The organism is Paracidovorax sp. MALMAid1276, assembly GCF_049198005.1.
GTDB lineage: Bacteria > Pseudomonadota > Gammaproteobacteria > Burkholderiales > Burkholderiaceae_C > Acidovorax.
On sequence record NZ_JBMIRS010000189.1, the window covers coordinates 48,371 to 74,939 of the forward strand.

The 26,569-nt window shown below is 59.5% G+C and carries 25 protein-coding genes; 15 read left to right on the forward strand and 10 right to left on the reverse strand.

All coding sequences use genetic code 11. The annotated features are described in order from the left end of the window. Nucleotides 1-75: 75 nt before the first annotated feature. The gene (locus ACOQFS_RS13490; RefSeq protein WP_421563352.1) at nucleotides 76-2,910 is read right to left on the reverse strand and encodes an SEC-C metal-binding domain-containing protein; all 2,835 of its coding nucleotides are present in this window, start codon (nucleotides 2,908-2,910) and stop codon (nucleotides 76-78) included. A gap of 274 nt (nucleotides 2,911-3,184) precedes the next feature. Between ACOQFS_RS13490 and ACOQFS_RS13495 the strand changes: the two genes are divergently transcribed. The 6 genes from ACOQFS_RS13495 (at nucleotide 3,185) to ACOQFS_RS13520 (ending at nucleotide 9,063) form a co-directional block, all read left to right on the forward strand. Beyond that, nucleotides 3,185-4,690, forward strand: coding sequence for a hypothetical protein (locus ACOQFS_RS13495; RefSeq protein WP_260668948.1), 1,506 nt, complete (start codon nucleotides 3,185-3,187; stop codon nucleotides 4,688-4,690). A gap of 284 nt (nucleotides 4,691-4,974) precedes the next feature. Next, complete coding sequence (locus tag ACOQFS_RS13500; protein WP_260668947.1) at nucleotides 4,975-6,582, forward strand: hypothetical protein; 1,608 nt, start codon at nucleotides 4,975-4,977, stop codon at nucleotides 6,580-6,582. 881 nt (nucleotides 6,583-7,463) lie between these two features. Continuing rightward, on the forward strand, nucleotides 7,464-7,853 hold the full coding sequence (locus ACOQFS_RS13505; RefSeq protein WP_066784842.1) for a hypothetical protein: 390 nt from the start codon (nucleotides 7,464-7,466) through the stop codon (nucleotides 7,851-7,853). Between the two features lie 110 nt (nucleotides 7,854-7,963). Then, complete coding sequence (locus ACOQFS_RS13510) at nucleotides 7,964-8,317, forward strand: 50S ribosome-binding protein YggL (protein ID WP_066784845.1); 354 nt, start codon at nucleotides 7,964-7,966, stop codon at nucleotides 8,315-8,317. 283 nt (nucleotides 8,318-8,600) lie between these two features. After that, nucleotides 8,601-8,855 carry a DUF4113 domain-containing protein gene (locus tag ACOQFS_RS13515; protein ID WP_421563359.1) on the forward strand — a complete coding sequence of 85 codons (255 nt, stop codon included), beginning with the start codon at nucleotides 8,601-8,603 and terminating at the stop codon, nucleotides 8,853-8,855. Continuing rightward, complete coding sequence (locus ACOQFS_RS13520; RefSeq protein ID WP_066784848.1) at nucleotides 8,791-9,063, forward strand: hypothetical protein; 273 nt, start codon at nucleotides 8,791-8,793, stop codon at nucleotides 9,061-9,063. The genes ACOQFS_RS13515 and ACOQFS_RS13520 overlap by 65 nt, the downstream gene beginning before the upstream one ends. Before the next feature lie 47 nt (nucleotides 9,064-9,110). Here ACOQFS_RS13520 and ACOQFS_RS13525 read toward each other — a convergent pair whose 3' ends face one another. From ACOQFS_RS13525 to ACOQFS_RS13545, 5 genes are all read right to left on the reverse strand, one after another. Next, entirely contained in the window at nucleotides 9,111-12,218 is a 3,108-nt protein-coding gene (locus ACOQFS_RS13525) for a type I restriction endonuclease subunit R (protein ID WP_421563353.1), read from the reverse strand. Between the two features lie 39 nt (nucleotides 12,219-12,257). Further along, a complete protein-coding gene (locus tag ACOQFS_RS13530) occupies nucleotides 12,258-12,974 on the reverse strand; it encodes a hypothetical protein (RefSeq protein ID WP_304305415.1) in 717 nt (238 codons plus the stop codon). A 38-nt stretch (nucleotides 12,975-13,012) separates the two neighbouring features. Continuing rightward, the gene (locus tag ACOQFS_RS13535) at nucleotides 13,013-14,407 is read right to left on the reverse strand and encodes a restriction endonuclease subunit S (RefSeq protein ID WP_304305416.1); all 1,395 of its coding nucleotides are present in this window, start codon (nucleotides 14,405-14,407) and stop codon (nucleotides 13,013-13,015) included. Beyond that, on the reverse strand, nucleotides 14,397-15,947 hold the full coding sequence (locus ACOQFS_RS13540) for a type I restriction-modification system subunit M (RefSeq protein WP_304305417.1): 1,551 nt from the start codon (nucleotides 15,945-15,947) through the stop codon (nucleotides 14,397-14,399). The genes ACOQFS_RS13535 and ACOQFS_RS13540 overlap by 11 nt, the downstream gene beginning before the upstream one ends. A gap of 338 nt (nucleotides 15,948-16,285) precedes the next feature. Continuing rightward, nucleotides 16,286-16,738 (reverse strand): HAD domain-containing protein, encoded by a 453-nt coding sequence (locus ACOQFS_RS13545; protein WP_304305418.1) that lies wholly within the window; start codon nucleotides 16,736-16,738, stop codon nucleotides 16,286-16,288. A 112-nt stretch (nucleotides 16,739-16,850) separates the two neighbouring features. On the opposite strand from ACOQFS_RS13545, the gene ACOQFS_RS13550 reads away from it, so the two are divergent. Beyond that, nucleotides 16,851-17,153 carry a helix-turn-helix domain-containing protein gene (locus ACOQFS_RS13550; RefSeq protein WP_304305419.1) on the forward strand — a complete coding sequence of 101 codons (303 nt, stop codon included), beginning with the start codon at nucleotides 16,851-16,853 and terminating at the stop codon, nucleotides 17,151-17,153. On the opposite strand, the gene ACOQFS_RS13555 is transcribed toward ACOQFS_RS13550, so the two are convergent. Continuing rightward, nucleotides 17,150-17,584: a hypothetical protein gene (locus ACOQFS_RS13555; protein WP_304305420.1), complete on the reverse strand. Its 435-nt coding sequence runs from the start codon at nucleotides 17,582-17,584 to the stop codon at nucleotides 17,150-17,152. The genes ACOQFS_RS13550 and ACOQFS_RS13555 overlap by 4 nt on opposite strands. A 180-nt stretch (nucleotides 17,585-17,764) precedes the next feature. On the opposite strand from ACOQFS_RS13555, the gene ACOQFS_RS13560 reads away from it, so the two are divergent. From ACOQFS_RS13560 to ACOQFS_RS13575, 4 genes are all read left to right on the forward strand, one after another. Then, entirely contained in the window at nucleotides 17,765-18,208 is a 444-nt protein-coding gene (locus ACOQFS_RS13560; RefSeq protein WP_304305421.1) for a helix-turn-helix domain-containing protein, read from the forward strand. Nucleotides 18,209-18,590: 382 nt separating this feature from the next. Next, nucleotides 18,591-18,998, forward strand: a complete 408-nt coding sequence (tnpA, locus tag ACOQFS_RS13565; RefSeq protein WP_233250285.1) for an IS66-like element accessory protein TnpA — start codon at nucleotides 18,591-18,593, stop codon at nucleotides 18,996-18,998. 20 nt (nucleotides 18,999-19,018) lie between these two features. Then, nucleotides 19,019-19,330 carry an IS66 family insertion sequence element accessory protein TnpB gene (tnpB, locus tag ACOQFS_RS13570; RefSeq protein ID WP_108497518.1) on the forward strand — a complete coding sequence of 104 codons (312 nt, stop codon included), beginning with the start codon at nucleotides 19,019-19,021 and terminating at the stop codon, nucleotides 19,328-19,330. Between the two features lie 71 nt (nucleotides 19,331-19,401). Then, nucleotides 19,402-19,686, forward strand: a complete 285-nt coding sequence (locus ACOQFS_RS13575; protein ID WP_421563354.1) for a hypothetical protein — start codon at nucleotides 19,402-19,404, stop codon at nucleotides 19,684-19,686. Nucleotides 19,687-19,824: 138 nt separating this feature from the next. Here ACOQFS_RS13575 and ACOQFS_RS13580 read toward each other — a convergent pair whose 3' ends face one another. Beyond that, complete coding sequence (locus ACOQFS_RS13580; protein WP_421563355.1) at nucleotides 19,825-20,712, reverse strand: LysR substrate-binding domain-containing protein; 888 nt, start codon at nucleotides 20,710-20,712, stop codon at nucleotides 19,825-19,827. Between the two features lie 171 nt (nucleotides 20,713-20,883). Here ACOQFS_RS13580 and phnC point away from each other — a divergent pair, with 171 nt between their 5' ends. From phnC to ACOQFS_RS13600, 4 genes are read left to right on the forward strand one after another with little or no spacing between them, the layout of a single operon-like run. Then, nucleotides 20,884-21,723 carry a phosphonate ABC transporter ATP-binding protein gene (gene phnC, locus ACOQFS_RS13585; protein WP_421563356.1) on the forward strand — a complete coding sequence of 280 codons (840 nt, stop codon included), beginning with the start codon at nucleotides 20,884-20,886 and terminating at the stop codon, nucleotides 21,721-21,723. Next, nucleotides 21,717-22,595 (forward strand): phosphate/phosphite/phosphonate ABC transporter substrate-binding protein, encoded by an 879-nt coding sequence (gene phnD, locus ACOQFS_RS13590; protein WP_421563357.1) that lies wholly within the window; start codon nucleotides 21,717-21,719, stop codon nucleotides 22,593-22,595. The genes phnC and phnD overlap by 7 nt, the downstream gene beginning before the upstream one ends. Continuing rightward, on the forward strand, nucleotides 22,592-23,392 hold the full coding sequence (phnE, locus tag ACOQFS_RS13595) for a phosphonate ABC transporter, permease protein PhnE (protein ID WP_003056093.1): 801 nt from the start codon (nucleotides 22,592-22,594) through the stop codon (nucleotides 23,390-23,392). The genes phnD and phnE overlap by 4 nt, the downstream gene beginning before the upstream one ends. 8 nt (nucleotides 23,393-23,400) lie before the next feature. Then, entirely contained in the window at nucleotides 23,401-24,384 is a 984-nt protein-coding gene (locus tag ACOQFS_RS13600; RefSeq protein ID WP_060984578.1) for an NAD(P)-dependent oxidoreductase, read from the forward strand. Between the two features lie 116 nt (nucleotides 24,385-24,500). Here ACOQFS_RS13600 and tnpC read toward each other — a convergent pair whose 3' ends face one another. Then, nucleotides 24,501-25,994: an IS66 family transposase gene (tnpC, locus tag ACOQFS_RS13605; RefSeq protein WP_304305439.1), complete on the reverse strand. Its 1,494-nt coding sequence runs from the start codon at nucleotides 25,992-25,994 to the stop codon at nucleotides 24,501-24,503. A 31-nt stretch (nucleotides 25,995-26,025) separates the two neighbouring features. Continuing rightward, nucleotides 26,026-26,569: IS3 family transposase (locus ACOQFS_RS13610; protein WP_421563358.1), on the reverse strand; the 544-nt coding region annotated here is incomplete at its 5' end.

The following is a 26,569-nucleotide window of genomic DNA, read 5'->3' on the forward strand; positions in this document are numbered from 1 at the left end:
CGAAACCAGCGGTGATCCGCCACCGGGAGTGTTGTAGTCAGGCGATTGACGATGGCACTCGTGCGCGCGCCACAGTTATCCGGCCAGACCACAGCCGCACTTCTTGAACTTCTTGCCTGAACCACAGGGACAGGGCGAATTGCGCCCGATCTTTACTCCAGCGGAAATCGGCGTGTCTTGTCTGATGGCCAGAGGACGCACTCCGGGGCGCCACTGCTGCAGCGGATTGGCTTTGATCCGCGCGATCAGTTGGCGTTGGCTCGCGAGGGTCATCCGGGCCTGGGGCGTTAGGCCGGCCGCGTACACCTGCAGCCGCTCCATCTCGCTCTCAGCCTCTGCGTGCAAGCCGCAGTAAGCCAGAACGACGGCGTACTGCGCACGGACATCCAAGTGTCGATTCAGCAGTTGGTTGTCCACGACCACTGGCATCACGTGTTGCTCAAGAATCTCCCGCGCGCCGACGAAATCATGTCGTGCGACGAACTCGTCAGCGAGGTCTTGCCCGACACGTATCAGCGAGTCGATGGCGCCGGCGATACCGTAGAACTTCATGGCATGGATTCGCGCGAATGGCGCGAGCACGTGCAACTTGCCGGCCACCATGGCTTTGAGTTCGAGCGCATCCGCGAGTCGCTTGATGTCCGCGTGATCAAGTCCCGGCTTGTTGATGAGCGCCCAGAGCGCGGCTTGCTTCGCGCCGACAACCTGCTCGAGCCGAATGCCGAGAACCGCGAACGTCTCGTCGATCACCTGATCGACCACGCCCATCGCGCTTTCGTAGCGCTCAAGGCGAAAGAGCGCCGCTGCCGCGCTGTAGAGGGAAACCCGTCGGTGGACAGGCTTGTCCGGCAATCGGCTGTCCAGCTCGCGAATCGCGCGCCAAACCCCCTCCTCGTCACCTTGATTCGAGAAATGGAGCATGCGCTTCATCAGGAAGGACAGAACTTCCTCCTCACCGAGCGCGCCGCTATCGATTAATTGCTCCATCGCCTCCAACCTAGGCGCCAGACGATCCATGTGCCCGAGCTTCATGTCCGAGAAGACCAGACCATCGAGAGCCCAGTACCGCTGCTCCGGATCTGATTCGTTTTTGGCGACCAGCGTCTCCAGACCGTGCCAGACCTCTACTGCCACGCCCATTTCGTGGAACATCTCTTCGCCGATAAGGTCCACCAGCGTCTTGACGTCCCCAGTGGCCAGCAGCAGCCGCGTGTAGAGCGAGAAGCGCGCCGTGTTGCGATCACGATTGAACGCCATGACCATCAGATCCTTGAGGGCAACACGAGCCCGTGATGCGACCTCTGCGGGCATGCCCGACAGGTGCTGGCTCCCGACAACACGGATGGCGTCATGCAGTCGGATCTCCTTGTTGCCATAGATCTCCACCACCCCAGCGGGTCGCAGTGACCGGATCACTCCAGCAACCGCTTGCTCGTTCATCTCAAGGGCCGCGTCCAGCAGCTTGTTGATCTCGGCTGGTAGCAGGCCAATATCGGACAGGCTCAGCACCGCAATCGTCTGTTGTGCGGCGGGGTGAAATGCGTAGAACACCTTCGCCAAGATGACCTCTTGTGCGGTCTGGGTCAGGTTCGTTAACGCTTCGACGGCGTCGCACATCTGGTCGATGCGCCCTGAGTACTCTTCGCGAGCAATCGTGACGGCACTCCTGACGAACAGAGGCATGCCAGCCGTCAGTATCTTCAGGCGCCCCATGGTGACCGCATCCCCTCGACACCCCCAACCGACAACCGCCGCCGCAACATCGTCAACACCCCACCCCTTCAGCGGCTCTCGCGTCAATCCCAGAAGGGCTTCGATCTCGGGCAACGTCCCAAGCGGCTGCGCCAGGAGCACGAACTTCAGCGCCGACGTGGCATCGATCATGCGCTTGAGGCTATCAGCCGAAACACAATGCACGTTGTCCAATACAACGGTCGGCGAGAGCCTCAAGCGCTCGAGATAGATGTCCAACTGGCGAAGTGACTCGACGCCAGTGGCGCCCGGCAGCAAGATCTTGCGCACCGCATCTGGTCCGGCGCCGGCCAACTTGGCGGCCAGCTCACGCACCAGCGAGAGGGCGAGGGCCTCCCCCGGCGTCTCGGCGCAATCGAAGTACGCGCAGATGTGCCTGCTCAAGGCGGCCGCCTGTGAAGCCCACGCAGTCTTCCCGGCGCCCGAGAAGCCGGAAACGATCCGGACTCGGGAGCTCGAGTCGATTTGAGGTTCGTTCTCCTGCGGGCGGTACTGCTCGGGCGGTGCCGGGAAGTCCTGCAGTTGGATCAGGATCTGGTCCAGCAGTGACGGGAAATCCGCGACCAAGAAGGTGTGATCCGCATGGGGCGCTTCCCCGGCGGCCGCAGCCTGGACGCGGCCGGCCAGTTTCCAAACGAGGGAGTCGGGCGCCAGCATCGCAAGTGGGACTGCGGTGGCTCGGTCGACGCACCATGCGACTGCCTCATCGATATTCGCCCAAGCCGGTGGAAGTTGCCCGAGGTCACCAGAACACACGCGGCCTGGCCACAGGATCTCTACGTCGCCCGCCAGCTTTCCTGTCTCGACCTGTTCAGCCAATGTCGGCCCTAAGGCTCGGTTGACCACCACCACGCACGTTGCGCGCCCCTGCCGACGGCCCTGCTGGTGCTCTTGCCGCAGGCTATCGAATCGTTCCATCGTCGAGTTGATGTCGGCCGGCATGATCGGCTGGCTACGCGTCTTGACCTGGATGTAGCAGCGCCCCGCTGGTGTGACGAGCTCGATATCTTCGTCCCGCTCGACAACCACGGACGTAGCGCCGGTCTGTTCTGAAGTCAGAAGGCACGCGGCAGCATAGAGATGCTGATAGAGGAAGCCCCGGTGTACCGCCGCAATGCGGATCTCCTGGGCTGGATCGAGCGTCGGGGTGTGGGGCATATGGGAAAGAAGTCTTGGTTTCGGTCCTCGCGGGGGGCATTTGCCAGCAGTAGCTGATCACCCCATCTGGGATGCAACACCTATCCTGCCCACGGCTAACGGCAGAGCGAGCGTACATGTCATTTTGGGGCTCGCCGCCCAGCCGTACCTCAACCAACGCCGGACCGATGCGCTCGAAAGCCAACTTCCCGGGCGGCTCTACTCTATATTGGGCGACTTCAACACCAAGACAGCGCGGGGCAACGATTCAGCGCCTTACCCAGGGATCCGACGGATGGCAGGACAACGATTGACGGGAGCGGCTGCGCAGACCGAGGCCATGCGGGCGCTGGCCCACTCTCGTGCCGGCATCGAATCGTCCCTGGCGCCCTTCGAGCCAAGAAGCACATTCGCGGTCTGGTTCTCGACCTTCCGTGGCATCGAAGAGCTGATCAACCTACCGGGAGAACTGCGTGGCGAGCCGCTCCTCGACGAGATTGGTGGACTGGCTCTCCTGGACATGGCCGGAGCCCTCAGGGCACTGCCATCCATCAAAGCAGGACTGGAGTCACGCTTCTCCCGATTGGTGGCGAAGAGGCTCATGCAGACGCTTATTCAACTGCAAGCCATCGCCCTGTCGTTTGCAATGCATCAGCTGCCTGCAGCTCGGGAATTGGCAACCGTCGGTACGGCCATCGGCTACCTACAGTCCCGCCGTCGGCATCTACTGGCTTTCCTTCACACGATTCCTGGTGTCTGCCGAGGAACTCAGCGGCTGCACGAACTGGACGGCCTCAACCAGTTCCTCTACCTCATTGAGACCGCCGGCCTGGGGACAACGTCAATGCATCACAACCTGATGCTGGCCCTGGTGTACCCGGACTTCGCCTTAGATGTCGACGCGGTGGGAATCTTGGCAAGTCACAGCTTCAACGGACTGGACGCGTTGTTTCTGGAGCCCGAGCGAACAGCCATCACCGAAATGGCCGATGTCGACCTCAGCGTGGTGAAGCGTGTTTCAGTAAACCGCCGACTGATTTTTTCCAAGGCCGAGCTGGAGAACAATCTCGCGCTCATGGCCGCGGCGTATGCGGAGTTCAACCTCCACAAAACGTCATTTGGTCAGTTGGCCGCGTTCATCCGCAGCTTGCTCTCTCTCGTTGTGGACGAGTATTTCGTTCGGCTGACAGTTAAGCGCTTCGACGAGTTGTGTTCCGAGCAGAAGCTACCCGACGCCCTTATAGGGGCGCTTGTCGTTCAAGGCGCCGACTACGTCGACAACACCAGCACTTACGCGCCGTTCACGCGTGTCGGCGGCGACCTAGTCACTTCGATTACCCTGCTCAATCGATTCGCGAACCACTGGAAGAGTGTCTGTCTGAACCGCGTTCGTCGATATCAAATCCGCTCTGGATTCATCTTCGAGAAGTCGGTCAAAGCAGCTCTGCGGACCCAAGGATTCGACGTTACGGAGATCAAGAGAGTGGAGCGCGCGGAGTTCGACGTCGTTGCGACGCTCGACGGCGTGATCTACAACGTTCAGTGCAAGAACAACCTCGTTGACTTGAATCGGATCGAGACCGACGTACGGAGGTTCGTTCGCTACAACCGCTCTCTTGACCTGGCCTACAGGAAGGCCCTCGCGAAGGAGCGCGCGCGCGAGCAAACGCTCTTGCGGGAGTTGGGCCTTACCGCAATCAAGCACTTCGTTGTGAGCCGCTATCCCGTTGCAACGCAGAACCCCTACGTTTTGGCCTTCGGCGAAATCTCGCGGTTCAGGGATATTGCGGTCGGGACGTGAGACCGATAGCTGTCCGGCAGCCGGCTGGCGAGTAGCTGGGGTTATTCCGGTCGCCCGAGTGTCTGTATTGCGTCGCGATACTGAACGACTGTTTGTGGCCGGTCGAGCCCGACGACTTTCCGAATTGCTTGTCCTACACCTGCCGCTCAGGAGGTGCCCTCCTGAACGCCCGCTTTTGGTCGATGCAGGTGGCCGACGCGGCACCCGCACCCGACCACAAGGGGAAGTTCGCGAGTGACTGCTTCAGTTAGGCTATCACTCAACATAGAAATACGAGTTCTCTGATGCCGCAATATCTCCGAACCAGCAGTGTCCGACTCATTGAAGCCAGCCAGGAAGCATTGCATCTGGCATTTGTCGGATTGGGATTGCCTGCACGTCAAGAGCTTCGCGTTGGGGCTGCACAATTCGCTGCGTCGGCGGGGCTTATCGGTGTTGCGGTTGAACAAGCGCTGTCCGCCATATTGGTGCAGGTGCTGGGCGAAGATGCGTTGATGGCGAGTCGGACTCAATTCAAGTCTGCGCGTGAAGTGCTTCAAGACGTTCGATCTCTGTTGGTAGCCCCTCCGCCGCGGGCTTCGTTCCTGACCTATGGTCTTCTAGACGCTGCTGCTCACCGCCAGGAACTCCACAGAGCCACAGAAGGATTCACGCTCATTATTGGCGAACGTGCGGCGGGCCTTCACGCAGGTCAAGGTCCATCGCGTGCCGTCGCCATGGTGCAGGCGCAGAAGGTGCTTGTCTTTTACGACCTGTTAGCGCGTTCGAGCCGCGTCCGACCGTATCTTGAACAACGTCCTCGCTCGCCAGAAAGCACACTTGATACAGAGGTCATTGTCGATGACTTGGCTCGGCGCTTCATCGAAGCTGAAACGCTGGGGGAGCGGAGCGCCGCCCTGCGGTCCCTGTTTCTTGTACTTCCTGAGGTTCCGGCGACAGCTCCCGAGTGGTTGGACGCATTCGACCGATCTGCTGTGGCGCCAACGAACGATGACATCAACCTCTTACTTCAGACGCTGGAACGTGCAGCGCCAGTCCGATTCCATCGGCTAAATGCTGGTGGCCAGGGTTTGCCGGTCGCCGTGCGGCCCAATGATGCGAACGCGCTTCCAATAGCGCCCCACCACCTACGTCGGGCGTTTGGTGATGTGCTCGGACAATTCGACGCTTACGTCGGCACGGCGAATGGACGTCTGAACGATGGACATCTAGACGTGCCGCCCGAGAGCTTCCTGCTCGACTTGTGGGTCTTTGGACCCAACCAACTCATTCAAGAGTTAAATCGCGAGCGACTGACGGCGCATGAGGCGTGGCCGTTCATCGTGACGGCGCTATCGTCACCTAGGATCAATCGTCCATTCTGGTTCCTGGTCTCAATGGTGGATGACCTGGGGCAGCTTGTCGCCCAGTTGGGCCGAGCGTTCGCTATCGGTGGCGGGGGGCATCTTCGGCAGCAGCAGGCTCCTACGCTTGAGGCGATTGACGCGCTGCGTCGTGGGCAAGTGCTTGCGTTAAATAATCCGATCGTGGCTACTGTGCGTTCGGCCTACGCCGAAGCTAGTACCCGTCGGCAGGCTATTGCTCCAGCCATTGAGCGTAATCGTGGAACGGCACGAGACGCTGGACCTGAAGCCGAGGCCGTCCTTCGCCGAGTTTCCGAAGGCGAATTGGTTGCGGGACAAGCGTTTGAAACGGTCATGGGCTTACCCAATCAAGAGGCAAAGCGATATTGGACGCGTCTTCTGGCTGAGTCGGCGTCTGATCCCGAGGACCGAGAGATGTTAGTTAGGATTCATCGCGATGATGACCTAGTGCCCGCCCAGTCTGCGGCCCGAAAGGCGATGAAACTCATTGACGCAGTTAGCTACGGACCTCAGGTTGAACTCGAGTAAGCATATGGCGCTTCGCGCTTGCAATCAGAATAGTTCCGAGCACAGGGCAAGAAGCAAACACGTACCCGCTGTTCAACGACCGCTCTGCGGTGATGACTTCTGCCAAAGAGTGTCAGCAATGGGTCGATCGCTGACCCCGGTGAATGCCCGCTGATGGGCCTCCAACCCTCGCTTGTATCGCGATGAGGTCGACGATTCGTAACCGACAGCTCCCAGCCTGATTAAGACCTTAAATCGACTCGGGTAAAACCGGAGAGAAGCATGCGCCTGCCTCGAACTCAGTTTCGAGGCGTAGCGCACTTCGTCTATGCAAAGTGGCCTCGCAGTAGACCTGAAGTTTGGCAGAGTGAAGGTGTCATTGCGACGCTTTGGCAACCACGACTGGTATCGTGTGCTGGTCTGGTCGGTCAGGTAGAGGTGAAACGCGTGGTCACCTTGCCGTGGGCTCAGTGGTCAAGTGCATCTGGTTTCTGCACTGACGAACCAGACTGGAAAACCACCAAAGGACAGATATGCCTCTGAATCAAAGAGCCGTAAAACGCCGCAGTGAACCCACTGGAACGACCGTCATAGATCGCCACTACCGATTCGCTTTGCCGAAGGAGATGGACTGGAAGGTCGGAACCCGGGTGTACTTCTCCATCATCAAGAGTGTCGCCGCCCGAGGCAAGTCAAAAGGGTTCGTCATCAGCAAGAAGCCGGGGCCAGTGTGGAAGGGGCGGCTGTTCTCTGGGCGAGTGCGGCGCAACGGCTTTGCTCCGTTGGCCAGGGGGCACAAACCAATCGGCTGGCGCCGCCCCAAAGGGCCAACAGTCCCCTGAAGGGAGCATGCCCTGCAGCAGCTCGACGTGGGCATTGGGATCAGTCAATATGGAGCCGATATGACGATGAACCGAACCAACTATCCAGGGGTGCCAGACGACTTCCCTGTGACAGCAACCGTGGCAGCTGTTTCTGGCGCCCAGCCCAAGATGAACCTGGTCGAGGAAGGTGGCAGGTTCTATGCACCGGGCATGTCGCCGGGCGAAGTTCTGACGGTCTTCCAGATGTGTGACGACCTGGTGTCGCAGATGGTCCCGTACTGCCAGAGGAAGCTGGCGACCTACGAAGGCAATCAAGAGACGACGGTCAAGGCTGCGCTGAAAGGCTTGCTGGCCAAGCGATGGTGCACCGATGCGCAGTGTGTGTGGATCATGCGCAGGGTGGTGGATGAGCTGCAGTGGGCGGTTGGTGATGGCGCCTTGCAATCCGACCAACCCGATGGCTTCTGAAATCGCCAAGGAGAAGTGTCCGATTTCTTTTCGGTTGATTGAGCCCGGGCTATACCTGTCGTGCGACATCCCGCCACAACGTACGGCATACCCCCCCACATGAAATACCCATGACTGACCTACTTGTGCTGCCACCACCTAAACGATCTCGCTCCCGGCGCCTTCGCAAGAAGCTGCACATCGGCGAGTTCCAAGTGCTGGGATTCGACTACGAGTTGACTTGGCGCGTGGCACCGTCGATTGATGTGCAGGATCGGTTCATCGATCAGTTGCTCGAGGACCTCGTCGCGCCCAGAGCGCTGAGTCTAGGCGGAGGGGTCAATTGCGGCTTCGTGGCCGCGCGTCGCGGGAGCGTCACGGACGCTGATCGCGCCGCCTTCGAGAGCTGGCTCGAGCGATGGCCGGATCTCGCCGAGATCAAGGTCGGCCCTCTGCGAGATGCCTGGTACGACGAGGCGCCTTGAGCGCCCGCTCTTCGATCACGAACTCAAGGGGACACTCATGAACGGTCGGCCCCATTCACCGGCGCGGCCCTTGGAAAACCAAGCGGGTGGTGGAACTGGGAGCACCGGGGGCACTGAAATGGGTGCCAGTGCCGCCATGACTGGCCTGCGCCGAATCTACCGACCGGGCTATGCATTCATCAAGGCCGGCGTCATGCTGCTGGACTTGCACAGCGCACGCCTCAAACAAGGAGAGCTTGAGCTAGAACCGCTGGAGAGCCACGCAGGCTCTCGGGAGCGGCTGATGGGGGTGCTCGATGAACTCAACCAGCGCTATGGACGTGGAACGGTGAAGCTCGCCAGCGCCGGAGTGCAGGCCCAGGGACAGACTGCCAGTTGGACTATGCGACAGGAGCGCAGGTCACCGGCCTACACCACGCGCTGGGAGGACATGTTGGAGGTGGGGGAGGTACCTGCAACAGGTCCGCCAATTTATGCTCATGCCTCAACCCGGCAATCAGGCGCGCTTTGTCGGCGCAGCTGTGTTTGCGTCTCTTGAACTGCCTACTCAGGCTGCTATTGAGTCTGAGTTTCTGGAGGCGTCAGGAGAACAGCTGGCACCGCTACTTGCCGAGTGCTCGAACTACTTCATTCAAGCCCGCTATGCCTATGAACAGATCGGTGGCAGCTACAACTTGAGCGGCATCCGCACGCTCGCAAAGGGCTTGCTTGATGCCGTGAAAGCCTTCGGTACCAAGAATCCCTGAGCGAAGTGCTCATCAATATTGGCGCGTCGGTTCGCCCCGGAGTCCGGCTAGGTGCTGCCCCAGTTGTCTCCAAACACCTGGGCTTGCCGCAGCACCAAGTCCACCGCCTCTTCCTGCAAGTCTGGCGGGTACTTGTACTTGCGCAAGACCCGCTTGACCATCAGTCGCAGCTTGGCCCGCACGCTCTCGCGCTCGGACCAGTCCACGGACAAGTTCTGGCGCAGGTTCTCGGTCAGTTCATGGGCGATCTTCTTGAGGGTTTCGTCGGTGAGTTCTCGAACGGCTGATTCGTTGGTGGCCAGGGCGTCGTAAAAGCGCACTTCGTCTTCGGTCAGGCCCAGTTGCTCGCCCCTGCTGGCGGCCTCGCGGAACTTCTTGGCCATCTCGACCAGTTCTTCCATAACCTGGGCGGTTTCAATCGAGCGGTTCTGGTAGCGCTTGATCACGTTGCCCAGCAGGTCGGAGAACTTCTTTTCCTGCACCACGTTGGTGCCGAAGCGGCTCTTGATTTCGCCTTCGAGCAGACGTTCGAGCAGTTCCACCGCCAGGTTCTTCTCGGGTAGGTTCTTCACCTGCGCCAGGAATTCATCGTCCAGCAGACCGATGTTGGGTTTGTCCAGGCCCACAGCGTCAAAGATGTCCACTACTTGGTCAGACACCACAGCGTTGCTGATGATTTGCCGGATGGCTTCGTCGCGCTGTTCGTCGGTGCGCTTCTTGGCGGTAATGTCCCGTTTGGTCAAGATGACTTTGACGGCCTGCATGAAGGCGACTTCTTCCCGCACTGCCTTGGCTTCGTCCAGCGTGCAGCACAGCGAGAAGGCTTGGGTCAGTGCCAGGGTAGTGTCTGCAAAGCGGCGTTTGCCGTCCTTGCCGCCTTCTTCCCGCAGGCCCAGGATGTGGTTGGCGGCCCTTGCCAGGGTTTGGTGGCCCCCGGTGAGGAAGTCGCTGTAATCGCAGCCATGCAGCATGGATTGCAGGACATCGAGCTTTTCCATGAGGACGCTATACGCCTCGCGGGCATCTACGGTGGGAGTGCCCCGGCCTTTGCTGGCGGTGTACTCCTTCATGGCGGCTTTGAGTTCGTTGCCAATGCCGATGTAGTCCACCACCAGGCCGCCTTGCTTGCCCTTGAAGACCCGGTTCACGCGGGCAATCGCCTGCATGAGGTTATGGCCCTTCATGGGCTTGTCCACGTACAGGGTGTGAACGCAGGGGGCATCGAAGCCGGTGAGCCACATGTCGCGCACGATCACCAGGCGCAGCGGGTCGGGGGGGTCTTTGAAGCGCTTTTCCAGGCGTTTTTTGACCTTGCCGTCGTAGATGTGGGGGCGCAGCAGGGCTTTGTCGCTGGCCGATCCGGTCATCACGATCTTGATGGCGCCTTTCTCGGGGTCTGGGTCGTGCCAGTCAGGGCGCAGCTTGATGATCTCGTTGTACAGGTGCACGCAGATGTCACGGCTCATGGCCACGACCATGGCTTTGCCCGATTGGGCGGTGCTTCGCTCTTCAAAGTGCGCGACCAGGTCAGCGGCCACGCTGGCGACACGGGGTTCGGCACCGACAATCTTTTCCAGGGCGGCCCAGCGGCTTTTGAGCTTGGCCTGCTGGCTTTCTTCTTCGTCCTCGGCCAGCTCATCCACTTCGTCGTCAATGCTGGGCAGGTCTTCGTCTTTCAGCCGCAGCTTGGCCAGGCGAGACTCGTAGTAGATGGCCACCGTGGCGCCATCTTCCTTGGCCTGCTGCATGTCGTAGACGTGGATGTACTCGCCAAACACAGCACGGGTGTCATGGTCGGTGCTGCTGACCGGGGTGCCAGTGAAGCCCACGAAGGTGGCATTCGGCAAGGCATCACGCAGATGCTGGGCGTAGCCCGCCTGGTATTTCTCCTCGCCGGGCTTACCTTTGAGGGTGGCCTTGAAGCCGTATTGGGTGCGGTGGGCCTCGTCCGCGATCACAACGATGTTGCTGCGCTCGGACAGCACCGGGAAGGTGTCTTCATCCTCACCCGGCATGAACTTCTGGATCGTGGCGAAGATGATGCCGCCCGAGGGGCGGTTGCCCAACTTGGCGCGCAGGTCTGGACGGGTCAGTGCCTGGGTGGGCTGCTCCCGCAACAAGTCTTGGGCCAGGCTGAACACCCCAAACAGTTGCCCATCCAAGTCGTTGCGGTCGGTGATAACCACGATGGTGGGGTTCTCCATCGCGGCTTCTTGCATCACACGGGCGGCAAAGCAGGTCATGGTGATGCTCTTGCCGCTGCCTTGGGTGTGCCACACCACACCGCCCTTGCGGGAGGCACCAGGTCGGGATGCGGTCACCACTTCTTCGATGGCGGCGCGCACGGCGTGGAACTGGTGGTAGCCTGCAATCTTCTTGACGAGCTGACCGTCGTCCTCGAACAGGACAAAGTAACGGATGTAGTCCAGCAGGTACTGTGGGGTCAGCACACCACGCACCAGGGTTTGCAGTTCTTGAAACTGCCCCAGTGGGTCGAGGTTTACTCCATCAATCGTGCGCCAAGCCATAAAGCGCTCGGCGTTGGCAGACAGCGAACCCATCAGCGCGTCGGTGCCGTCCGAGATCACCAGCACCTCGTTGTACTGGAACACGTCCGGTATCTGCTCTTTGTACGTCTCGATCTGGTCGAAGGCCTTCCAGATGTTGGCGTTCTCGTCGGCGGGGTTCTTGATTTCCAGCAGCACCAGCGGCAAGCCGTTGAGGAACAGGATGATGTCGGGGCGGCGGGTTTTGTGGGGACCTTTGATGGTGAACTGGTTGACGGCCCACCATTCGTTCTTCTCGGGGTGTGCCCAGTCGATCAGGCGAACGAAGTCGCCGCGTGTCTCGCCATCCTTTTGATACTGGACGGGGACACCACCGACCAACAGCTTGTGAAACGCACGGTTGGCCGACAGCAGGGATGGGATGCCCAAGTCAGTGACTTGCTTGATAGCATCTTCACGAGCTGCAACCGGAATGCCAGGGTTCAGGCGGTTGATGGCTTCGCGCAGCCGGAAAGGCAAGACAACCTCGCGGTAGTCGGCACGCTCGGGCGAAGAACCATCGAAGGCGATGTCGGGGCCGTAGCGGTGGGTGTAGCCCACGTCTTGCAGCCAGGCCAGGGTTTCTTGTTCGAGTTGGTCTTCGGTCATTGTGCAATTCCCTCGATGATTCTTTTGTTCGCACTCGCCTCATGCACTAGCGTGTGTAGAGTGGCGTAGCCATTCATTCAAGGCCAATCCCGTAGTCACCACCACACGGCTCATGGTTTCGTAGGTTTCCTCCATAAATGCGGCAATCTCCCGTGGCGGTTGTGTTTGTTGCTTGCGCGAGAAAGCGCTCAACAGCACCTCAAACGGCGTTTGTTCAGAGTCGCCCCATCCCACCCTGACGGGCAGGCCGCCATGGTGCTTGATGTGGTTCGTCACATCCGCGAGCGCTTGGTATGCGGGGGCTGTGCTCAACGCCTCCAAGGCCTGCTGGATTGGGGCAAGCTCTGGCGCCGTTGTCGTCTCTCGCGCCAATTGGGCGCATACCGTGCCCAGCGACACCCTGCCCAGGGGGATTCGTTGGTCCACGTTCCACCCCAGGCTGTAGTACAGGACATGCGCCAAGTTGTCTGCAATCGCATGCTGCGCCTGCACGCTGGCATACACATAGCCCTCAGCAGCTACAAAAAAGTAGTTGCTGGCGCCCATTCCCTTCACTTCATCCACCCACATCAGCACCCACCAGGGCGTGCCTGACTCCAAAGGCTGGCGCAGGTGTTCATTCACCAATCGCTGATAGTCCTGAAAATGAATGCGCGCATGGATAAGCCGGGTGGTGACTGCACGGAGCACGGGGCGCAAAGCCTCTAACTCGTTCTCACCCCACCGTGCGCACACCAGTTCGCGGGTGCGCGACATATCCCACGATGGTGACCCAGTGCCCGCGAAAAGGTCCGTCATGCCTGCAGCGCAGCGCCCAACGCGGCCTCGGTAGCGGCCTGGGCTTTGGGCAGGCGCAGTTGGCCGGAGATCAGGCGGGGGAGCAGGGTGTCTCTCGTTTCGGCCAGTGTGGTGACTCTCTGCTCATTGATTGAAATAGCCTCGAAGATGGGTTGCACAGCACCATCGAACACGTCGAGCAGATCGGCGGTTGGAATAAGTGCTGGACTGCCAAGAACTGCCGTCGCAGGCAACGCCAATACGGTAGTACCAGTTGCAAATCCAATCGCACGCTCCCGAAAAGCACTTTCCTGTAAAGCGAAGAACAAAAGACTGCGGATAGCTCGCGCTTTTTCTTGCCACTCAGGACGCACGGTGACTTTGTAGACGTGGTGGGAGATGAAGCCTGGGTCGAATCCTATAGGCACAAATGCGGGACGGCCAAGAATGTCGCGGGCTTGCGTCATGTCGGTATTCGCGATGATTAGGTCGCCCGCTTGCACAGAGTGGCGCGGCTTGTACTCACCCGTGTATCGCTTGACTTTTTCTGAGGCAAACACTCGATGGGCGTTGAAGCACCCGAGGTTGAACATGTATGCGCCCTCAGCCTCTGACAGACCGTCACCCTTGTAAGAGCATCCTTTGGTCAACTCGATCAGTTCGCCAAGGGTCGACTCTCGCCACCCCCTCGGCACCTCCCCCAACTCCGACGTTTCAAACCCATCGGGAAACAGCGCTGCGGTGGCCTCGTCCATGCCTTCGGGCGTGCGGTCTTCCATCTTGGCGCGCACGGGGTCGAAATCAACGAACCAGGATTTGAACAGGGCATGGGCGATGGCTTCGAGGGTGGCGTTGGTTTCTCGCAGGAGAGTGATGCGGTCGTCGAGCGCACCTATAAACCCTGCAATGCGTTGCTGCTCATGAATTCCAGGCAATGAGACGGGGAGTGCTTGAATGATGGCTGTGTTCAGATTGGGCATCACAGCCCCCACCGCGTGCGTCCTCAGCCATGAATAAGCAGTCTCACTAGACAAGAACATCGCTAGATATTGCGGGTCAATTCGGGGACTTTGGAGGCGGAGTAGTAAAGCGCCTGTTCCACAGAGTGCACCCTCAAATCTTTCATCGACAATTGCAGATAGGCCTGTAGCTTGCGCTCCGCGTCGTGCAAACAAGATATCGCCAACACGAAGCCGATGTCGGGAAAGCTCGGACGCCTTCGCTGCGTCTACGCGAGGCACGTCGATATCAAGAATCCGTCCTCTTCCAATGGCTTCAGTCGGGATCACTGGGGTCCCAGAGGCCACGTAGTCGTGACTATGCAGTTGTGAGCCGAATGGGCCTGTTTGAACGGTAGCCTCTCCTTCCCGCACCAAGTCACCAATCGTTAGAGAGGCCCACTCAGAACTCATACCCCAGCCCCCCCAGCTTCGCCCGAATCACCGCATCCAGCTCTGCGCCCTTGGCCATTTGCTCGCCCAGCTTTTCGGTGAGCTTTTGCATCTTGTCGGCAAAGGCTTCGTCGTCGTCTTCCACGTCTTCTGCACCCACGTAGCGACCGGGGGTGAGCACATGGCCGTGCTGGGCGATTTCGGCCAGGGGCACGCTGCGGCAAAAGCCTTTCACGTCTTCATAGCTGCCTGCGCCCGGCTCGCCGCGCCAGGCGGCCACCACGGCTTCGATATGGGCAATGGTGTCGTCTGTCAGCTCGGCTTGCACGCGGCTGATCATGCGACCCTGCTTGCGGGCGTCGATGAACAGCACCTCGCCCTTGCGCGCCTTTTTCTTGGCCAGGAACCACAGGCAGGCGGGGATTTGGGTGTTGAAGAACAGCTGGCCGGGCAGGGCTACCATGACTTCGACCACGTCAGCATCGACCATGGCGGCGCGGATCACGCCTTCGTTGTTCTGGCTGGAACTCATGCTACCGTTGGCCAGCACAATGCCTGCACGGCCCGTGGGCTTCAAGTGGTGCAGCATGTGCTGCAACCAGGCGTAGTTGGCGTTGCCGTGGGGTGGGTCGCCAAACTCCCAGCGCGGGTCGCCTTCCAGGCTGCCGTGCCACCAGTCACTGATATTGAAGGGCGGGTTGGCCAGGATGTAATCGGCCCGCAAGTCGGGGTGCTGGTTGCGGGTGAAGGTGTCGGCTGGCTCGCGGCCCAGGTTGTAGTCGATGCCGCGAATGGCCAGGTTCATGGCGGCCAGGCGCCAGGTGGTGGGGTTGGCCTCTTGGCCGTAGATGCTCACGTCACCCAGCTTGCCGCCGTGGGCTTCGATGAATTTCTCACTCTGCACAAACATGCCGCCCGAGCCGCAGCACGGGTCGTAGACCTTGCCTTCGTGCGGGGCCAGGATGGCGACCAGGGTTTTGACGATGCTGGCGGGCGTGTAGAACTGCCCGCCGCGCTTGCCCTCGGCACTGGCGAACATGCCCAGAAAGTATTCGTACACCTGGCCCAGCACGTCGCGGGCAATGGCTGCGTCTTCGCCGAAGCCGATGGTGGAGACCAAATCGACCAGCTCGCCCAGCTTGCCGTCGGGCAATTGCGCACGGGCGTAGCGTTTGTCGAGGATGCCTTTGAGCTTGGGGTTCTCGGCCTCGATCAGCGTGAGGGCGTCGTCTATGCGCTTGCCAATGTCGGGCTGCTTGGCGGCATTGCGCAGGGCTTCCCACCGCGCGCCTTCGGGCACCCAGAAGACGTTGGCCTCCTTGTAGTAGTCGCGGTCTTCCAGCTCGGCTTCAATGTCGGCGGGGTCGGCGTCGCCGTAGAAGTATTCGTCGTCGGGGTTGGTGAGGCGGGCCGTCAGCTCGGCACGGCGGGCGGCGAAGGTGTCGGAGATGTATTTGACGAAGATGAGGCCGAGCACCAGGTGCTTGTATTCGGCGGCGTCCATGTTGGCGCGCAGCTTGTCGGCGGTGGCCCAAAGGGTTTTTTTGATGTCGTCGAGCATGGAGGCTGAGAGAATTTGGCCGCACAACCCGGCTCAAAAGAGCGGGTTGGACGCATAGAAATCACTCGTCCCATCTTACCGTCACGATCACAGATGGATACAGGTCCCTGCGCTCGGTCAACTGTCTTGAGGGCGCAGGCTTCAACTTGAATGGCAACCTACCTGGCCAACGCTCCCTGGCGACAGCGCTTCACTCGTTTCCTTCGCAGTCATTCATATTCGACCTGCATATGATCAACAACGTCGCCCCCAGGGGCATGCTTTCGCAGAGGTCGCACCGGGGGCTTGCTTCGTCTAGACCGTACCGCAGCTCAGTCAGTTTCTGAGGGTGCACGTTTTCAAAGAAGCTTCAGAAGCCGTGCGACAAGCCGTTCCGCGCTTGTAGTGCATAAACCTGTGCGGCTGTTGGTCAGGAAAAGCGATTTGCAAAACGGCCTGTAAAGCCAGGAACGGTCATCAATCGCAAGCCACGGCTCATTGAGAACCTGATTGGCGCGTCGCCACGCATGGCATTCGGCTTCCCGCTCGTAACCAACTAGCGTAGGCGGAACGTCGCGAAGATAGCAGTATTGGGGGGTAACTCCCACGAGCTTGGCAGCCACATTGGGCCCCAGTTTTTCTCGAAGACGCTCTACTGGAATTTGCAGCCTCCAAGTACTCGCGATCACCAGCTTGCAGTCGGGAACCTGGCTGAGAACGCTCTCAAACACGGGTAAGCAGCTAAAGTGTTTTAACTCATGGCAATGCTCCGGATGTAGAACACCGTCGAAATCCAGAAACACGATAGGCATTGGGCGACATCCAAGGGAAGACTCCTGACGCGGAGAATTTTCTTACGACGGGATTTGCAATGAGACTAGTTGGTCGTGGTCTTATTGGTCTCATTGGGCGGAAATCGGGAGTATGTCTTCCCGAAAACAACTCCGACCCAAAGCTGACTTTGGTCGCGCGCTTCAAGTGTTGCGCGCTGCACGGGGCGTGACTCAGGAAGACATGCTTTTTGCGACGAGCCGACGGCACATCAGCCGCGTTGAACAAGGCCACCAAGTGCCGAGCATCCGAACCATAGAGGGATTGGCTGAGAGTTTGCAGATCCATCCTATGACGCTGATCGCGACAGCGTATTGCCAAGGTTTGGAGCTGGCATCGTTCGACGAAATCATTGAGACCGTGAAGGCCGACCTCCAAGCTTTGACCTTGGGTTAGGCCGGGCGAGGTGACCGGCCGTGTTCGACGTCGTTGTGAGTAAGGACACGCAGGCTTTCCATCAGTTCAGCGCCAGTGGGGCCATCCTTACGATGCAAAATCCGGCTCACGATCTCTCTATCAATAGTGATGCTTAGAAGAGTCATCGCCTCATGCAATGTACTCATCGCGACAGCAAAGCCCTTACTCAGCCGCTCGGCACCCGCCTCCGACAGCAGCAACAAAGTGATCGGTAGGGCAGCGCTGCCAGGCCCCTGGTTATCGTCCCAGCCCTTGCCTGCAAGCAAATCCCTCAGTTGCTCTGAGACGAGTAGCAGATGCTGATCATCTAAAGCATCAGGCAAGACTGATTTCCACCCTCGCGAGTTGATGAGGCCTGCCAGTTCAGGCTCTCCAAATGTTCCAAGAGTAGTTTTTTCCACACGCAGCATGTCGGTTGTTCAAGAAATGTGAGACTATTTGGTCCCATTCGGAACCGGGGAGCGCGAAGATAACCGAGCTCCAAGGCGTTATTTCGCTCGTAGCGTTGCCACTGGCGAATGGAATGCATCCGGTTGCCCCGCAGCACAACTTTGGCAACCAATCAGTTGCTTTCCAGGAATCCGTGAAAATTGAAAAGCCGTCTGGATTTCACCCGCTTGGCAGAACTTGATCGGCAGTTTTGCGAATTCGCGAAGCTGCATCGCGATGTCACACCGAGGTGCGGCTGGGTGAAGACCATCCGCCTCGCCCTAGGCATGAGTTCAACGGCCCTTGGTACACGGACCGGAATGACGGCCCAAGGCGTGCGCAAGCTGGAGCAGGCAGAAGCAAATCAAAGTATCTCTTTGAAAACGCTGGCCAAGCTCGCCGATGGCTTGGACTGCGAGGTGCGTTACATACTCCTTCCCCGAAGCAGTTTGCTCGACCAGGTTCTCAAGCAGTCGAGAGAAATCCACGGCACCCAGTTGCCGACCTCTCTCAATGGCACTACTGAAATGCTGCTTGACACGAAGGATCTCGGAGCACTCTCAGCGCTGTTTGCTAATGTGAATAAGCGTGGGTTCTGGCTGTAGGCTTCTGTCCAGGCTGAAGTTTTTCAGCGCAAACATTTCTCAAGCTCCCTTGTCGGCCCGCAGGACGGAGTGGGCTGTCTGAGCAGCATAGGTTTTCAATGCTGGAGGCAAGTTATTCACAATCGCTGGGCCGCGAATAGTTATCCACAATAAGTTACTGAAAATTCACTCAGAGAGAGACGCGACCAGTGGTCAGGACCAGTGGTCATACTGTGGGCGGTACTGGACTACCTGGTCGAAAGAACTGGATTACGCAGCGAGGAAGCCCTGAATCTCGCGCACCGTCATGCCGCGCGCGTACATCGTATCCGTCCGGTGACCCCATATTGAAAGCGCCGTGAGAAGCGGGCATCGTGTCCACGATTGGAGGATCGTGGAGACGATGGAACAGTTTTCAAGCGAAGGCCGGCCGCGCCGGCGTGAATACAGCAAAGCGTTCAAGGCACAGTTGGTGGCAGCGTGCGCGCAGCCCGGAGCCAGTGTCGGTGGTGTGGCCTTGTCGCACGGACTGCACGCGAACATGGTGCACCGATGGATTCGGGAGGCGGGCCCTGTGCGCGCGCAACCGGGCGTCGGTACGGATGCTGAGCCCGGCTTCATCTCGCTGCCGCTCACGGCAATGGCCGCCAGCACCCATGATGAGCAAGCGCTGGCTGCGTTTGCGCCATCCCCGCCTTTACCGCCGCCATCTGCGCCAGTCCAGGTGCGCCTGCAACGCGGCGAACTGGTGGTCAGTCTGCAGTGCCCAATGGGCCAGTGCGGGGCGCTCTTGCGCGAGGTGTTGCGGTGATCCGGGTCGATGCGGTCTGGATGTCCACGCAACCGCTGGACATGCGCACCGGCCCCGAGACGGCCCTGGCCAGAGTGGTGCAAGTCTTTGGCGCGGCCCGCCCGCACCACGCTTATCTCTTTGCCAACGCACGGGCCAACCGCCTGAAGGTACTGGTGCACGATGGTTTTGGCGTCTGGCTGGCCGCAAGGCGCCTGAACCAAGGCAAGTTTGTCTGGGGCGATGAGCGCCTGGGTCCCCAACTGACGCTGAGCGCCGAGCAACTGCAGGCACTGGTCACCGGCTTGTCCTGGCAGCGCCTGGGAGAAGACGCTGTGATCACGGTGCTGTGATGTTGGTCGCCCGTGCTATGGCGTTCAATTCGTGGATATGCCAGTAGGCGGCTGCCCACCCATCGGGGATGATGACGGCCATGAACGAACCGGTGGATCTGCAGAGCATGGACGAGGCGCAAATGCGCCAGATGCTGCAGCACCTCATGAGCGAGCTCAAACACAAGCAGACGCTGCTGGACAAGCTCAGCTACGAGATGGCCATCCTCAAGCGGCTGAAGTTCGCCGCCAAGACTGAGGCATTGAACGCCGATCAGCGCAGTCTGCTGGAAGACGCGCTCGAAGAAGACCTGCAGGGAGTGCGTCCGCAGCGGCCGAAAGGGTCGACAACGGGGTGCGAATCGGCCCTCGAATGACCCGAATCACGCCGCAGTTGCCGCCATCTGAAAACTCGCGCATCTGCACTCGTCGCAACGAGCGTTGTGCAGACCTTCCCTAACGATAGGCTTGGCATGAATGATCCACTCGGGCCCTGTCGCCAAGTTCGTGAATCTTTAGGCCAGGCCTCTTCTCACCTCTTTTGCCAAGTCGAAAATCGTTGCTATCAGCGGAGCGTTCTGTCGTTCGCGACGACAGATGAAGTCGACGTGGGTGGCCATTGCTGTATCCAGAATCTTCAGCTTCACAAGACGCGGATCTGGAACATAGGCTGTCTCGGCAACGACGCCTAGTCCTATTCCTTGTGCGACTGCCTCGCGGACAGCCTCCCGGCTTCCCATCTCCAGCGCAACCTGGATGTTGATATTGCGGGCAATTAGCTCGCTCTCGAAGACTCTTCTTGTCGTTGAACCTTCCTCACGTATGACGAAGCGCTGGCTCTGAAGGTCCTTGAGCACTATCTCACCGCACCGGGCTAGGGCGTGCTCTCGGTTCGCAAAGACCACCAGGCGCTGTGACCTGTATGGCATGCAATGGAGTTCGGGGTGCTCGGCGTGATTGAGGACCACGCCGACATCACTCTGGTAGTCGAGGAGCTTTTCCGTGATTGAGCGGGAGTCGCCTACACGGACAGAGACCTCGACCTGGGGATGGCGGCTCCCGAAGGCCTTCAGAACAGGGACTACGTTGTACGGGCCGATCGCGTGAATCACAAGACGCCCGACGAATCGGTTTTTGGCTGCTGCCAAAAGGGCGTGCGCATCTTCCTCGCCGCTGAATGCCCGCCGCGTGTAGTCCAGCAGAGTCCTGCCAAAGGTAGTCAGCTCAAGCCGGCGGCCTTGACGAAGAAAAAGCTCCACGCCGTACTCATTCTCCAGGCGCTGAATATGCGCTGAGATGGTGGGCTGCTGTAGATCAAGCAGCTTCGCAGCAGCAGTCATGCTTCCGGCCCTTGCCGTCGCATCAAAGGCTTTCAAAGCCGCAAGTAGCGTGAGTCCAGACATAGGTGTTATCTATAGATACCCCTATTTTTCGGGGTGCAAGTTTCATATTGATGACACGTTCCACGAACAAACTGCACGCATGCCTAGCCGTATCGAACTTCTTTCTGCGGCAAATGTGCGTCATAAGCGCTCTCGCGCTGCTCGCAGGCAGAAACTTGCAAAGGTAACAACATGAAGTTGGAGAAGGACCGAGACGTTCTGAGTCTCAAGGGAGTTTCCGTCCGCTACGGTGACTCGACCGTGGCCTTGCACCCGACGAGTCTGGATGTGAAGCAGGGAGAGTTTTTGGTGCTTCTGGGCGCCTCGGGCGCAGGGAAGTCCACCTTGTTACGAAGCATCAATGGACTGGTGCTGCCCACAAAAGGCGAGGTATCGATACCTGGCCTGGCAGGTCGGGTAGTCAACGCAAAGACGCTGAGAGAGCACCGCAAGCGCTGTGGGATGGTTTTCCAGCAGCATCATCTGATTGGACGTCAGTCGGTCCTCAGGAATGTTCTGATGGGAAAGCTCGGTGACAGGGGTGCATTCGCTTCGCTATGGCCGTGGAGCAAGAAGGACAAGCTGGAGGCGCTCACAGTGATTGAGCGTGTCGGGCTGCTCGAAAAGGCGCTCTCCCGGGCTGATGCCTTGTCTGGGGGGCAGCAGCAGCGCGTAGGCATAGCTAGGGCGCTAATACAGAAGCCACGAATCCTGCTGGCCGATGAGCCTGTTGCCAGCCTGGACCCGGCAACCGCACATAGCGTGCTCACCTTGTTGCATGAGATCTGCAAAAAGGACCACCTCACCGCAATCGTGAGTCTTCACCAGGTGGAGCTCGCGCGCTCGTTTGCAGACCGAATCATTGGGCTCCGCCAGGGAGCTGTTGTATTCGAGGGTAGGGCAGAGCAGCTGAGTCCCGATGTTGCGCGGAACCTCTATGCAAAGCAGTCCAACGCTTCCAACACGAGTGCGTCCACTGATAGCCCCCGAACTCTTCAATCCAGTCAAACCAAGGAGCTCTTGCCATGCTGAATCGCCGTAACTTCTCTCTTGTTGTCAGCGCAGCTTCTTTTGCTGCACTCCTTCCTCTGTGGGCTCATGCGCAGGGAAAGGATCCATCAAAGCTTCGTGTCGCCCTTCTTCCAGATGAGAACGCTGCCAGCATCATCCAGAACGCGCAGCCTCTTAAGCGCTATCTTGAACAGCAGCTCAAGAAGGATGTTGAGATTGTGGTGACTACCGATTACTCCTCGATGATCGAGGCAATGCGGTTCGGTCGGATTGAAGTAGCGTACTTTGGACCGTTTTCGTACGTTTTGGCCAAATCTAAGGCGTCCGGGATTGAGCCCTTTGCGGTGGGCGTTGAACGTGGGTCGCCCACATACCAGTCGGTCCTCATCGCAACGGCCGGAGGGCCGGTGAAAACGCTTGAAGACGTGCGCCGCAAGCCCTTCGGATTTGGCGACCAGGCGTCCACATCAAGCCACCTTGCACCACGTGCACACCTGCTCAAGAAGTACAAGCTTGATGGTGAGAAGGACTATCGGCCAGTTCACCTTGGGGCACATGACGCGGTCGCACGTGCGGTGCAGTCGGGTCAGATTCCAGCCGGGGCTCTGTCCAAGCCGATTCTGGACAACCTCATCGCTCGAGGAAGCATTGATGCCACGAAGATTGTTCAGCTTGACCTTTCTGCTCCCATTCCAAACTATCCGATCGTCATGCAGGGGGACCTCAAGCCTGAGCTCAAAGCTGCCATCCGCTCTTCCTTTCTGGACATGAAGGATGCTGAGGTGCTCAAGGCGTTTCGTGTCCAGGCGTTTGCCGCCACTGATGACGCTGCATATGACGTCCTTAGGGATACCGCAACCATCCTGAAGCTTGATTTGGGCCGTATGCAATGACCTCGGCTGCATTCGAGAACATCATCAGTCGCGACAAGCGGGAGCAGTTCATTGGACTGCGCAATACAGCGTTCGTCCTTCTGGTTTGCCTTGTAGCCCTGTACGTCACGGGGTTCTTCGATGCACAGCGGTTCATCGAAGGCGCCCCGGCTGTCAAGCAGCTCTCATCTGAGATGGTCCCTCCCAACTTCGACCGCTGGGAGCACTGGGTCATCCCGCTGAGGGACACCTTGGCGATGTCGATTGCCGGCACAGCACTGACTATCGTGCTTTCACTTCCGCTGGCGCTCCTGGCGGCTCCAAACACCACCCCCAATCCTTTGGTGGGAAGAGTGGCCAGAGTCATCCTGGCGGCATTCCGGTCCGTGCCAGAAATCATTCTTGGCATTCTGTTCGTGGCAGCCGTAGGGTTTGGTGCTCTACCTGGGGTGCTCGCACTGGCGTTGCATTCCACGGGAATGGTCGCAAAGTTTTACGCGGAAGCCATTGAGCACGTGGATCCGAAGCCACTTGAAGCAGCTGCTGCGGTAGGCGCAAGCCGCTTTCAGGTCATCTCGCATGCCGTTATCCCCCAAGTCCTTCCACAGTTGGCAGACATAACCATCTATCGCTGGGAGTACCACTTCAGGGCCTCCGCAGTACTTGGCATTGTCGGTGCAGGTGGCATCGGCTTCGAGCTGATGGCAGCACTTCGCCTTGTCAAGTATGACGAGGTCTCAGCCATCCTTCTGTCGATTCTTGCCTGTGTCCTCGTGGTTGACAGCATTGGATCGATGCTGCGAAAGCGTCTCAAGTAAATCGAAAAATGAATCATCGGAAAATCGTCGTAACGCAGCCAGTTCATGAAGAGGTTCTAAGGAAGCTCCAGGCTGAGGGTGAGGTCATCATGAATCCAGGGCCTGAACCCTGGAGCCCCAGCCAGCTCAGGGAGTACCTCGTGGATGCTGATGCCATGATGGCCTTCATGACAGACAGTGTGACCAAAGAGTCGCTGCTGAACGCTCCCAGGCTCAAGACCATCTCCTGTGCACTCAAGGGGTACGACAACTTCGACCTGAGGGCTTGCGCACAAGCCGGGGTGAGCGTCACCTTTGTTCCTGACCTCCTCACAGAGCCCACAGCCGAGCTGGCCATCGGATTGGCTATTGCTGCTGGCAGGAACGTGCTTCAGGGTGACGCCGCTACAAGAGCAGGCTACTCTGGGTGGAGGCCAGCTCTATACGGAACCGGGCTTCATGGGTCGGTGGCCAGCGTGATCGGTCTCGGAAAAGTTGGGCAGGCCATATTGGCGCGACTCGCGGGCTTTGGCTGCGCGCGGCTGCTTGGTGTAGACCCAAGTGTGCGTCTAGATCAGGTCGAACTGGTCACGCTCGATGAGGCTGTCAGCACATCGGACTATGTGTTCCTGGCAGTGCCTCTTGTTAGCGATACGCGCCACCTGGTTGACTCCAGGATGCTTCAACTATCGAAAAAGGGCCAGATCCTTGTAAACGTGGGTAGGGGGTCTGTGGTCGACGAAAGGGCGGTTGTCGATGCCTTGGCGAATGAGCAACTTGGCGCGTACGCCGCTGACGTCTATGAGATGGAAGATTGGCTACTTCCAGACAGACCTCGCGAAATTCATCCGGGATTGACCAACAACGCCAGAACAGTACTCACTCCCCACATCGGCTCGGCTGTGAGACGCGTACGGTTCGAAATTGAAATGCGGGCTGCTGAGAACCTAGTCCGCTCACTCAGGGGCGAGAGTTTGAGTGATGTTGCTGTCGAGGCCAGCGCGGCAGCATAGGTATGGTTGCTCGGCGGTTTGCACGCCAGCTGAAATGGGCGCGGCTTCAAAGCCTATGTCCTATGGCTGGGTGCAACGTAAGCGTCCGGCAAACCCAGGCCTACCGAGGCCGGTGATCAGGCGTCGGCGGGTTTCCAGCGGTGTGGCAGGAGCTCGACGATGCGGCTGGCCTTGTGCGTGGGCAGTCGCGTGAGCACGTCCTTGAGGTAGGCATACGGGTCGTGCCCGTTCATACGGGCCGACTGGATCAGGCTCATGACGGCGGCCGCTCGCTGGCCCGCACGCAGGCTGCCGGCAAACAGCCAGTTGTTACGACCGATGGCAATGGGCCGGATCTGGTTCTCGATCCAGTTGTTGTCGACCGGCAGTTGTCCGTCATCCACGAATCGGGTCAGCGCATCCCAGCGCCGCAGGCTGTAGTCCAGCGCCTTGGCGGTTGCTGATCCGTCGGGCACCTGGCGCCGTTGCAGCGTCATCCACTCTTTAAGAGCGTCCAGGATCGGCCGGGTCTGCTGCTGCCGAACGGCTTGCCGTTGCTCGGTGTCCAGCTCTTTGACGTCCCGCTCGATCTCATAGACCCGGGCGAACTGCTGCAGGGCGAACTCGGCGATCTGGCTCTGGTTGGCCGCGTGCAGGTCGAAGAACTTGCGCCGGGCATGGGCCAGACAGCCCACCTCGGTCACGCCGCTGGCGATCAAGGCCTTGTAGCCGCTGAAGTCGTCGCAGGTCAGGCAGCCCTTCCAGGCCTTGTCGGTGCCGTGGCCCAGGAAGCGCCGGGCGTGTTCGCCCGAGCGGGATTCGCAGAAGTCGTAGACCACAGCCTTGATGCTCTCGAAGGCCCCCGGCGCATAGGCCCAGAGGTAGGCGCGGTGCGTCTTGCCATCGCCGGGCTTGAGCATGGCCACCGGCGTCTCATCGGCGTGTAGCACCCGGTGGCTGAGGATCTCGGTCTTCAGGGCATCGACCAGCGGCTGCAGCCGCACCCCGCAGGTGCCCACCCACTGCGCCAGGGTCGAGCGAGGGATGGCCAGGCCAGCGCGGCCGAAGATCGCCTCCTGCCGGTACAGCGGCAGGTGATCGGCGTACTTGCCCACCAGCACCTGGGCCAGCAGGCCGGTGGTGGGGATACCTTTGTCGATGACGTGCGCCTCGACCGGCGCTTGTTGAATGGTCTCGCACCGGGCGCAGGCCCACTTGCCGCGGATGTGGCGCTCGACACTGAAGACGCCGGGCACATAGTCCAGCTTCTCGGCCACGTCCTCGCCCACGCGTTTCATCTGGCAGCCACACGCGCACGTGGTGGACGTGGGTTCGTGGCGGATCTCGCGGCGTGGCAGGTGCGCCGGCAAGGGCATCCGCTTGGCCTGTCTCTTCTCGGGGGTGGCCGGTGCTTGCGTCTGCGCCAGCGCGTCGATCTCGCTGGCCACGGCCGCCAGGTCCGCTTCGATCTCGTCGTCGAGCAGGCTCTTCTGCTCAGGGCTGAAGCGCTCTGATTGGGCGGCGAACTTCATGCGCTTCAAGAGCGCGTTCTCGTGCGTGAGCTTGTCGATGAGGGTCTGCTTGAAGGCAAGCTGTTGATTTCCACGCAGAAGTGACCCACTAATCCCCAGGAGGGGGTGCGGATAAAAACTTGGACTGGTTTTATGCCGCAAGTCCAAGGCTCACCCGGTATTCGATCGGGCTGAGGGCCCCCAGGGAGATCTTGATCCGCTTCTCGTTGTACCAACGGATGTAGTCGTCGAGCACTTCAATGAACTGCTCAACTGTGACGCTCTTCCAGTCCCGAGGATAGAACAGTTCATTCTTCAACCGACCGAAGAAGCCCTCGCACGCTGCGTTGTCAGGCGAGCAGGCCTTGCGGGACATCGAGCGGGTGAGCTTGGCCTCGCTCATTCTGGATAGCCAGCCAGGCCAGCGGTAGTGACCTCCGCGGTCTGAGTGGACCACTGGTCGATCGCTTGTCTCTGTGACGGTCTCGATGGCTGCATCCAGCATGGTGTTGACCAGCTCTGCATCCGGACTCGTGCCGATGGTCCAGCTCACCACCATCCCGTCGAAGCAATCGATGATCGGCGACAGGTAGACCTTGCCTGCAGGGATCTGGAACTCCGTGATGTCGGTCAGCCATTTCTTGTTGGGGGCTGCTGCCTGGAAGTCACGGTTGATGATGTTCTCTGGTGCCGGG